This window comes from Desulfocurvus sp. (genome assembly GCF_023230885.1).
GTDB lineage: Bacteria > Desulfobacterota > Desulfovibrionia > Desulfovibrionales > Desulfovibrionaceae > Desulfocurvus.
Window position 1 is genome coordinate 1 of record NZ_JALNWM010000146.1, and the last position, 8,680, is coordinate 8,680.

Annotated in this window: 7 protein-coding genes; 3 read left to right on the forward strand and 4 right to left on the reverse strand. The window is 72.6% G+C overall.

Annotated features, from left to right (window positions below; genetic code table 11):
* Window positions 1-681: 681 nt before the first annotated feature.
* The 4 genes from M0P34_RS10855 to M0P34_RS10870 all read right to left on the reverse strand — a co-directional run bounded on the left by M0P34_RS10855 (window position 682) and on the right by M0P34_RS10870 (window position 4,406).
* Complete coding sequence (locus M0P34_RS10855; protein ID WP_291498945.1) at window positions 682-1,650, reverse strand: RNA pseudouridine synthase; 969 nt, start codon at window positions 1,648-1,650, stop codon at window positions 682-684.
* A gap of 160 nt (window positions 1,651-1,810) precedes the next feature.
* Entirely contained in the window at window positions 1,811-2,167 is a 357-nt protein-coding gene (locus tag M0P34_RS10860; protein WP_291498947.1) for a hypothetical protein, read from the reverse strand.
* A 2-nt stretch (window positions 2,168-2,169) separates the two neighbouring features.
* Entirely contained in the window at window positions 2,170-2,778 is a 609-nt protein-coding gene (locus M0P34_RS10865; protein ID WP_291498948.1) for a hypothetical protein, read from the reverse strand.
* A gap of 65 nt (window positions 2,779-2,843) precedes the next feature.
* The gene (locus tag M0P34_RS10870; RefSeq protein WP_291498951.1) at window positions 2,844-4,406 is read right to left on the reverse strand and encodes a glycosyltransferase family 9 protein; all 1,563 of its coding nucleotides are present in this window, start codon (window positions 4,404-4,406) and stop codon (window positions 2,844-2,846) included.
* A 326-nt stretch (window positions 4,407-4,732) separates the two neighbouring features.
* On the opposite strand from M0P34_RS10870, the gene M0P34_RS10875 reads away from it, so the two are divergent.
* The 3 genes from M0P34_RS10875 to M0P34_RS10885 all read left to right on the forward strand — a co-directional run bounded on the left by M0P34_RS10875 (window position 4,733) and on the right by M0P34_RS10885 (window position 8,628).
* On the forward strand, window positions 4,733-6,049 hold the full coding sequence (locus M0P34_RS10875; RefSeq protein ID WP_291498953.1) for a malic enzyme-like NAD(P)-binding protein: 1,317 nt from the start codon (window positions 4,733-4,735) through the stop codon (window positions 6,047-6,049).
* 703 nt (window positions 6,050-6,752) lie between these two features.
* Window positions 6,753-7,583 carry an AraC family transcriptional regulator gene (locus M0P34_RS10880; RefSeq protein ID WP_291498955.1) on the forward strand — a complete coding sequence of 277 codons (831 nt, stop codon included), beginning with the start codon at window positions 6,753-6,755 and terminating at the stop codon, window positions 7,581-7,583.
* A gap of 73 nt (window positions 7,584-7,656) precedes the next feature.
* On the forward strand, window positions 7,657-8,628 hold the full coding sequence (locus M0P34_RS10885; protein WP_291498957.1) for a DMT family transporter: 972 nt from the start codon (window positions 7,657-7,659) through the stop codon (window positions 8,626-8,628).
* The last annotated feature ends 52 nt before the right edge of the window (window positions 8,629-8,680 follow it).

Below are 8,680 nucleotides of genomic sequence, written 5' to 3' on the forward strand. Positions count from 1 at the left end.
GGCGTCCAGAGGCCGCACCATCCACGCCCCAAATAAGAGAATACGCACGGGGGCGCGGGACACAGGCACGGGGCAGCGGGGGTGGCGGGGCGCAAGGGCAGCGGGGCGCTCCGAGGAGTGTGGAGCAAATCCAGGGCAACCTCGGACTGGTATGAATGCGCCTTCCCCGGGCGGACCGGAAGCGCTCCGGGCGGCCGCCAGGACGCTGCGGCCGCACGGTCGGTGCGAGCCGTTGCAGCCGGTGCGTCCGTTGGCTCCCGATACGCTTGCTGAATCCCGGGGCACTCGCTGGGCGCCGATGCGATTGCCGGGCCCGGCGCGTCCGTTGCCGCCCGGCGCATTCTTTGGCTCCCGGCGCATTCTTTGGCTCCCGGCGCATTCTTTGGCTCCCGGCGCGCCCGCTGGTCCCGGTGCGCCCGCTGGCCCCGGTGCGCCCGCTGGCTTCCACGCGTCCGTTGCAGCCCGGTGCGCCCGCTGGCACCCGGCGCACTCTTTGGCTTCCGGCGCGCCCGCTGGCCCCGATGCGCCCGCTGGCCCCGGTGCGCCGCTGGCTTCCGCGCGTCCGTTGCAGCCAGCGCGTTCGTTATGCCCCGGCGCGTTTGCCGCGGCCCGGCCCGGGAATCGGCCTTGCCCGGCCCCGGCCAGCGACGCCGGGCATCGCCGCCCGCCGGCCGCTTCGGGTCAGAAATCCGCCTTGCCCAGGCCCCAGTCCGCCCATTCGGGCCATAGCGGCGGCGCGGCGGCCTCAAAGTCCGGCAGGCTCAGCCGGAAGTGGTGCAGATACAGGCGCGCGCCCTCCTGCGGCCCGTAGAGGCCGTCGCCCAGGACCGGGTGCCCCGCCGCCGCCAGGTGGGCGCGGATCTGGTGCCGCGCGCCCTTGTGGATGCGGCAGCGCACCAGAGTCGCCCCGGGCCCGGGCAGCTCGTCCCGCTCGACGGCCAGCACGGGCTCGACCCGCGTATGGCGCAGGCCCGTCGGGTCCGCCGCATCCAGCACACGCACGGCGCGCCGCCGCGCGGCGTCGATGGCCCCCGTGCAGACGAAGGCATCGGCCACCCGCCCCCGCACCAGGGCCGCATAGGTTTTGGTCACCGCCGCCTGGTCCTCCAGCTCGCGATAGCGCGCGGCCATGACCTCGGACAGGGCCACGGCGAGAAGTCCCGATGTCGGCAGGTCCAGCCGGTTGACCAGCCGCGCGAAGCGCCCGGGCCAGAAAGCCCCGAGGCACTGGTCCACGCTTGGACCCGGCCGTCCGGCGATGGCTTCGGAATGGACGCCCCCGGGCTTGAACAGCGCGGCCATGATTCCCGTGCTCTGCCCGACCACGCGCACGCCCTCGGGCACGCAACCCGGGCCGGGTTGTTCGCCGTCCGCGCACCCGGCGCCCTGCCGGGCCCCCTCGGCGCGCAGGGCCAGCACCTGCCCGGCCATGACCCGATAGCCCTTGGGACGCGGGCGGCCGTCCACGAGCACGGCCCCGGCCTCCCAGGCGCGCTTGCGCGCGCGCAGCCCGGCCCCGGGCAACACCAGTTCCAGGGCCTGGTCCAGGCGGCGGCCTTCCATCTCCGGGGGGACCACGCCGCTTGCGGCGTCGCCCCCGGCCTTGGCGGCGGGTTGGGGGCTCGCGGCCCCCTTGAGCGAATCGTCCATGCGCGCTGTGTAGCCCGCTTCCCGCCCGCTGCCAAGGGCGCAAACGGCAAGGCGCCGACCCCCCTCCCTCCTGGAAGGGGGCCGGCGCCCGGAGAAAAGACACCATGTTCGCAGCCACGGGGCACGCCCGGGATTCCCGGGCCCGGGCGGGCGCTCGGCGCTAGCCCCGTTTGCTCACGAACCGGCTGGCCGTGGGCACGATGGTGGTCGCCTGGCGATAGCCGGACAGGCGCCCGCGCTCCTTGCGGGAGCGGGCAAGGTCCTCTTCCAGGCTCTTGTGCAGGCTGCGCGCCTCGCGGGTCAGCTGGCCTTGCAGGCTCTTGAGCTGGCGCAGCTTGCCCATGAGCGCGTCCACATCCACGGGCTCTCGCTCCTTGGCCTGCCAGGCGCGCTCCATGAGGGCGCCGCGCTGGTGGGCGGCCTCCTCGGTCTGCTCCACCATTCCGGCACAGAGCAGTTCGAGCTCGCGCTGCCCCAGGGCCAGGGCCTTGTCCAGCAGTTGCAGGCACTCGGACATGGCTAGGCCGCCTTGGAAGCTTCGCGGATGTCCTCGCGCAGGTCCGCGATGACCTGCTTCCACTTCTCGACGCTGGCCAGGAACTCATATTCGATGAGGTCGGCCAGCAACACCCAGTCCTCGTTCTCGCTGACCTCGATCATCTCGGAGAACAGCGCGGTGATCTCCTCCAGGCTGTCGTTGAGCACCTGGCGGTCCTTGAGGCTGAACTCGTCGCGCAGCACGCCGATCATGCCCAGGAAATCGCGGGTCACGTCCAGCAGATCCTGGTACAGCTCCAGGGCCTCGGCGTCGTCGCCGCGGCGGAACAGGTCCGCCACGCTGCGGCAGCCGTGGCCCATCAGCCGCACGACCTTGTACAGCTCGCGGGTGATGTTCACCGCCATCTCGGGCACGGCCATGGTCACGATCTCCACGCTCTCGATCTCGGCGGTGGAAATGTCCTCGGCCTGGTGGGGATAAATCTCGGAGAAGGCCTCCTTGTTGACGAAGACGTCGGTGACCATCCTGTTGTCCAGGCAGTCCTGCTCCATCACCTTGACCAGCAGGTCCTCAAGGTTCGCGAAATTGTTGACGCGAAGTCCCGTTTCCTGACCATCGATAACGATCATGTCTTTCCTCCTTGGGAATGGGCAAAATGTGCGCCGGGCGCACTGCGCCTCTTCTATTTCAAATTTCATGCCATCTCCTGCACCGTCGCGCTCCAGGCCCCGAGGAGCGCTTGCCAGGACGCCACAAGGGGCTCCAACAACTTGAAATCACTCGCGCATTCCTGGCTCTGCTCGCGCCACATGTCGCCCAGCACGGCAAAGCGGGCGTTGCCGCCCCAAAGGGCCGTCAGGCGCTCGAAATTGCCGAGAACCCGGCCCTTCAGGCTCGCCACCGGCGCCCGGGCCAGCGCCCCCACCTGCTCGCGCAAAACGAACAGCACCTGGGCCGACTGCTCCAGGACCGGTCCGACCTCGGCCCGGAACGCCTCGGACAGCACCGGGGCCCCGGCCAGGGGGGCGGGTTGGCCGTCGTCGAGAAATTGACGATAGAAATGGCGCTGGAGGCGAATCCAGGCCGTCCGGTCCTCGGTCTCGTGCCCGCTCAGGGACGCCAGGTCCATGACGCCCGCTGCGCCGCGCCGGGTCAGCCAGGCCCGGACCCCGCTCCCCGCGTCCCCGGGCGCGCCCCAGGCGCCGTCAGCCAGCCAGGCGCATATATAATGATATACGGCGTCGGCCCGCACCGCCCGGCGGCAGGCGTGGCCCTGGGTGCAGGCGTGGTGGAAGCCGCACGGGTGGCACGCCATGTCCGGCTCCAGGCACAGGCAGCCCTCGGCATAGGGCCCCGTGTCCCACGGTTGGGCCGTGGCCAGGAACACCGCGCAGACCGGAACACCCAGCCCGGCGGCGAGGTGCATGGTGCCCGTGTCGTTGGTCACCAGCAGGCGCATGCGTTCCAGCACGGCCGCCAAAACGGGCAGGGAGGTGCGCCCCGTGAGATCCAGGGCCGGGCAGGCGCCCAGGGCAGCAAAGCGCGCCCCCAGCTCGGCCTCGCCGGGGGCCCCCAGCAGCACCGGGCACAGCCCGTGCCCGCGCCACAACAGCGCCCCAAGCTCGGCGAAGCGCTCCAGCGGCCAGCGGCGCACCGCCGCGCTGGCCCCGAGCTGGAACCCCACCAGCCCCCGGCAGCCCGGAGGCGCCCCCGCAAGCAGCTCCCCGGCCCGGCTCCCGGCCCCGGCATCGGCCCCGGCCAGGGCGTATTCCCGCCGCCCCGGCCCCAGCCCCGCGACCTCCCAGAACTGGTCCACAAGATTGAACGGGCTGCTGCCGCGATTGCGCGAGGACGCCACCAGGAACGCCGCCCAGGCCGAGCTGTTGCGGCCAAAGCCGAAGGCGTCCATGCCGAAGCCCACCTGCGGCGCGTCGCCCGCAAGGCGCGTGAGCAGCCGCGCGGGCAGCGTGGCCGTCAGGTTCATGATCCTCCCGGCGCCGAAGGGCCGCAGCCCGCCTTCGGCCCAGTGCCACAGCTCGGCCAGGCCTTCGCGCCAGCCGCGCTCAAGGCAGGCCAGCAGCGCCGCCCCGGGCAGGGGGAACACCGCGTCCACCCCGCGCAGCAGGCCCGCCGCCCCGGAAAAATTGTCCAGACAAACCAGCCCGACCTCCTCGCCCCGGGCCTTGAGGCCGCTGATCACGGGCTGGGTCTGGAGCAGGTCACCAAAACGGGTCAAATTGATGACAAGCGAGCGCATGAAACTTCCTGTTATTCAAACGCATTGAAGAGAGGCCTGGCTTCCGTTCCGGGCCGCACGGACCAAGCATCAAGATTCGCGCCAAACCGGACCCCCGGCCCGCGCGACACCCAGGAAAAACGGCACCTCCCGGCACCTGCCCCTGGCCGCGCCGCGCACGCGCCCCCTCCCGCAAAGACCTCCACAACCAAACGGGCCGGGGGTTGCAATCCCCCCGCGCCTGCAATACGCTCCCGCGCAGTCCGTCACATGGTCCGCCACGCGGAGCGCGGCATCCGCCCACCCCGCTGCGATGTCCCGTCACCCCCCCAACCGGAGGACGCTTCATGGCTCTGTTCACCAAACAAGAGGCCCTGGACTATCATTCCAAGGGCCGCAAGGGCAAAATCGAGGTCATTCCCGTCAAGCCCTGCCGCACGCAAAAGCAGCTCTCCATGGCCTATTCGCCCGGCGTGGCCCACTCCTGCCTCGAAATCGCCGCCGATCCCGCCAAGTCTTTCGAATACACCGCCCGGGGCAACCTGGTGGCCGTTGTTTCCAACGGCACGGCCGTCCTTGGCCTGGGCAACATCGGCGCCGCCGCCGGCAAGCCCGTCATGGAAGGCAAGGGCGTCCTCTTCAAGAGCTTCGCCGACATCGATGTCTACGACATCAACCTCGACACCACCGACCCCGACGCCCTCATCGCCGCGGTAAAAATGATGGAGCCGACCTTCGGCGGCATCAATCTCGAAGACATCAAGGCCCCCGAGTGCTTCTACATCGAGGAGCAGCTCAAGAAGCAAATGAACATCCCCGTGTTCCACGACGACCAGCACGGCACGGCCATCATCTCCGGCGCGGGCATCATCAACGCCCTGGAAATCTCGGGCAAGCGGATCGAGGACCTGAAGCTCGTGGTCTCCGGCGCGGGCGCCTCGGCCATCGCCTGCACCAAGTTCTACGTCGCCATGGGCATCCGCCCCGAGAACGTCTTCATGTTCGACTCGCGCGGGCTCATCCACAAGGGCCGGGGCAAGCTCACCCCCGAGAAGGCCCTCTTCGCCCAGGACAAGGACCACGGCTCCATCGGCGACTGCATGAAGGGCGCGGACATGTTCCTGGGCCTGTCCGTCAAGGGCGCCATCAACCCGGACATGGTCCGCAGCATGAACAAGAACCCCATCATCTTCGCCTGCGCCAACCCCGACCCCGAAATCACCTACACCGAGGCCAAGGACGCCCGCCCCGAAGCCATCATGGGCACCGGCCGCTCGGACTACCCCAACCAGATCAACAACGTCCTGGGCTTCCCCTTCATCTTCCGCGGCGCCCTGGACACCCGCGCCACCGAGATCAACGAGCAGATGAAGCTCGCCGCCGCCCAGGCCCTGGCCGCCCTGGCCAAGCAGCCCGTGCCCGACGACATCTGCGCCATCTACGGCCGCAAGCTGGAGTTCGGCGTGGACTACGTCATCCCCAGCCCCTTCGACCCGCGCGTCCTGGAGTGGGAGGCCGCCGCCGTGGCCCAGGCCGCCATGGACACCGGCGTGGCCACCATCCAGCTGGACATCGAGGAATACAAGAAATCCCTGCGCGCCCGGCTGACCGAGGCCAAGCGCCGCGTCGCCCTGGTGGTGGATTCCTACGGCCTGGACTTCTAGCCCCGGCCCGACCCTGCGGCGCCCCGTCGCCCGCGCGTGCTTCCGGGCCGCCTCCCTGCGTGGGGGGCGGCCCTTCGCGTGGCGCGGGCAACCGCGCGGGGCGGGAAGGCCAGCGGCCAAGCGCGGGGCGGCTGCCGCTGCGCCTCGGCCATTGCCCGCAGCGTGCCCCCCTGCCCGCGCACCGGGGGCGCCCTCCCGCGCGGGGCGTGCCGGCGGCGCTGGCCGCGCGTCGGCCGCGCGCGGGCGGAAGGGCCAGGCCAGCTGCACCCGAGCAATCCGCCGCCGCGCGCGGACGTGAGGGACCGGAGTGCCCCCCCGGAACAAACGTCCGAAGGCCGCCAGCCGCATCGCGGCAGGAGGAACGGCCCCGGACGGGCGGACCTGGCCCGGGCTCCGTGCGGGGGGCCCGGACGGGCGGACCTGGCCCGGGCTCCGCGCGGGGGGCCTCCCGGCTCACGGCCCGGCCACGCCGCCACGCCCCGGGCGGCCCGGACGGGCGGGCGGAATTTCCCCTTGCAACGGGGGCGGCGGCGGGAGCAGGATTCCACAAGACGGGCGCCCGAAACCGTGGCATGCGCAATGCACAAGCCGGGGCCGCGGCCCCGCCGGAGAACGCATGACCCGACCCGCCGCATCACCGCAGCAGCCGCAAGGCCCGGGCCCGGCCCCCCAGGGCGGATCCGCGCAGCCGCACGCCGCGCCCGTGGCCCCGGCAGAGGCCGCTGTACTGCTGCGACCGCCGGGGCTGCCCGGGGTGGAGCTGCTGCACGCCCGCGGCCTGCGCCAGCGCTTCGCCCGCCACTTCCACCGCCGCTACGCCGTTGGCGTGGTCGAGCATGGCGCCCTGGCCTTCCGCTTCCTGGGCCGGAGCAACCTGGCCCTGCCGGGCAGCGTGAACCTGACCACCCCCGGGGAGGTCCACGACGGGCACCCCGGCTCCGGCCCGGGCTGGAGCTACCGCATGTTCTACCTCGACCCCGGGCTGGTCCGCAGTGCCGCGGCCCAGGCCGCCGGGCGCCCCGTGCCCGCCCCGGACTTCGCCTCCGGGGTTCTGGACGACCCGGGGCTGGCCGCCGAGATTCAGGCCGTCCACCGCCTGCTCATGGACCCCGGCGCCCCGCTGCTGGCCCGCCAGGGCCGCCTCGGGGCCATGCTCGCCCTGTGGATCGCCCGCCACGCCGAGGCCGCCCGGCCCCTGCCCCGGGCCGGACGCGAGCCCCGCGCCGTGGCCCGCGCGCGCGACTGGCTGGACGCCCACTGCCGCGAGGATGTCTCCCTGGACGCGCTGGCCCGCGTGGCCGGGCTCTCGCCCTTCCACCTGACGCGCTGCTTCACCGCCGCCCTTGGCCTGCCGCCCCACGCCTACCTGCTGGGCGCGCGCGTGCATCTGGCCAAGGCCCTGCTCGCCGGGCCCATGCGCCTGGCCGACATCGCCGCCGAGGTCGGCTTCAGCGACCAGCCCCACTTCACCCACGCCTTCCGGCGCCTGACCGGCCTCACCCCCGGGCGCTACCGCAAGTTCCTGCAAACCTAGACCCGGCGCAGGGGCTATCACCTGCGGGCCAGGGCGGAGCATCCCGCGCCGCCCGCCGCAGACCGGAGGCCCCATGCCCAGACGCCCGCCCGCCGCCCCGGAGCCCGGACTCCCGGACGCGCCCCGCCCTGTTCCCGCCCCGGCGCCCAGCGCCGCCACCGCCAACGCCGGGCCGCCCCTGGGCGCCTGCCTCTGCCTGGCCCTGGCCATGGCCATCGTCGGCAGCTCCGTGGTGGCGGGCAAGCTTCTCGTCGCGGAACTGCCTGTGCAACTGGCCTCGGCCCTGCGCTTCGCCTGCGCGGCGCTGGTGCTCGTGCCGCTGCTGCTGCTGCGCGAGGGCTGGCCGCGCGTGTCCGCCCGCAGCCTCGCGGTGATGCTGGCCCAGGCGGCCTGCGGCGGGCTGCTGTTCAACGTCCTGCTGCTCCAGGGCCTGCGCGCCACCAGCGCCGGGGCGGCGGGCATCATCACCAGCACCACCCCGGCGGCAATGGCCTGCACGGCCTTTGTGCTCCTGGGCGAGCGGCCCGCGCGCCGGACCCTGGCGGGGGTGGCGCTGTCCGTTGCCGGGCTGGCGGCCGTCAACCTCCAGGGCATGGCGCAGAACGCGGGCGGCGCGGCCCTGGGCGGCAACCTGCTGGTGCTCGGGGCGGTGCTGGCCGAGTCGCTCTTCCTGCTGTTGCGCAAGGCCGTGCCCGAGCCCCTCTCGCCCCTGGCGGTGTCCACGCTGATGACGGTTTTCGGGCTGGGTCTGTTCGCCCCCGGGGCGCTGGCACAGGCGCGGGGCTTCGATTTCGCGGCGCTGGACGCCACCTCGTGGGCCGTGGTGGCCTATTACGGGCTGGTGGTCACCGTGGCGGCCTACCTGCTCTGGTTCCGGGGGGTGACCCGCGTGGGCGCGGGCACGGCGGGAGTGTTCACGGCGGTGATGCCCGTTAGCGCCGTGGGCCTGTCGGCCCTGGTCCTGGGCGAGGCTCCGGGCCCGGGGCATCTGGCCGGGGCGGGGCTGGTGCTGGCGGGCATCTGGTGCATCTGCCGCCGGGGTTGAGGGAGGCGGGCAGCGCCGCGCGAGCCGCACCCCCGGCGCCGCGCCCGCGAAA

Excerpts from the sequence above, each read along its gene's own strand:
- M0P34_RS10855 (WP_291498945.1), bottom strand. The coding sequence starts at position 1,650 with ATGGACGATTCGCTCAAGGGGGCCGCGAGCCCCCAACCCGCCGCCAAG.
- M0P34_RS10860 (WP_291498947.1), bottom strand. The coding sequence starts at position 2,167 with ATGTCCGAGTGCCTGCAACTGCTGGACAAGGCCCTGGCCCTGGGGCAG.
- M0P34_RS10865 (WP_291498948.1), bottom strand. The coding sequence starts at position 2,778 with ATGATCGTTATCGATGGTCAGGAAACGGGACTTCGCGTCAACAATTTC.
- M0P34_RS10870 (WP_291498951.1), bottom strand. The coding sequence starts at position 4,406 with ATGCGCTCGCTTGTCATCAATTTGACCCGTTTTGGTGACCTGCTCCAG.
- M0P34_RS10875 (WP_291498953.1), top strand. The coding sequence starts at position 4,733 with ATGGCTCTGTTCACCAAACAAGAGGCCCTGGACTATCATTCCAAGGGC.
- M0P34_RS10885 (WP_291498957.1), top strand. The coding sequence starts at position 7,657 with ATGCCCAGACGCCCGCCCGCCGCCCCGGAGCCCGGACTCCCGGACGCG.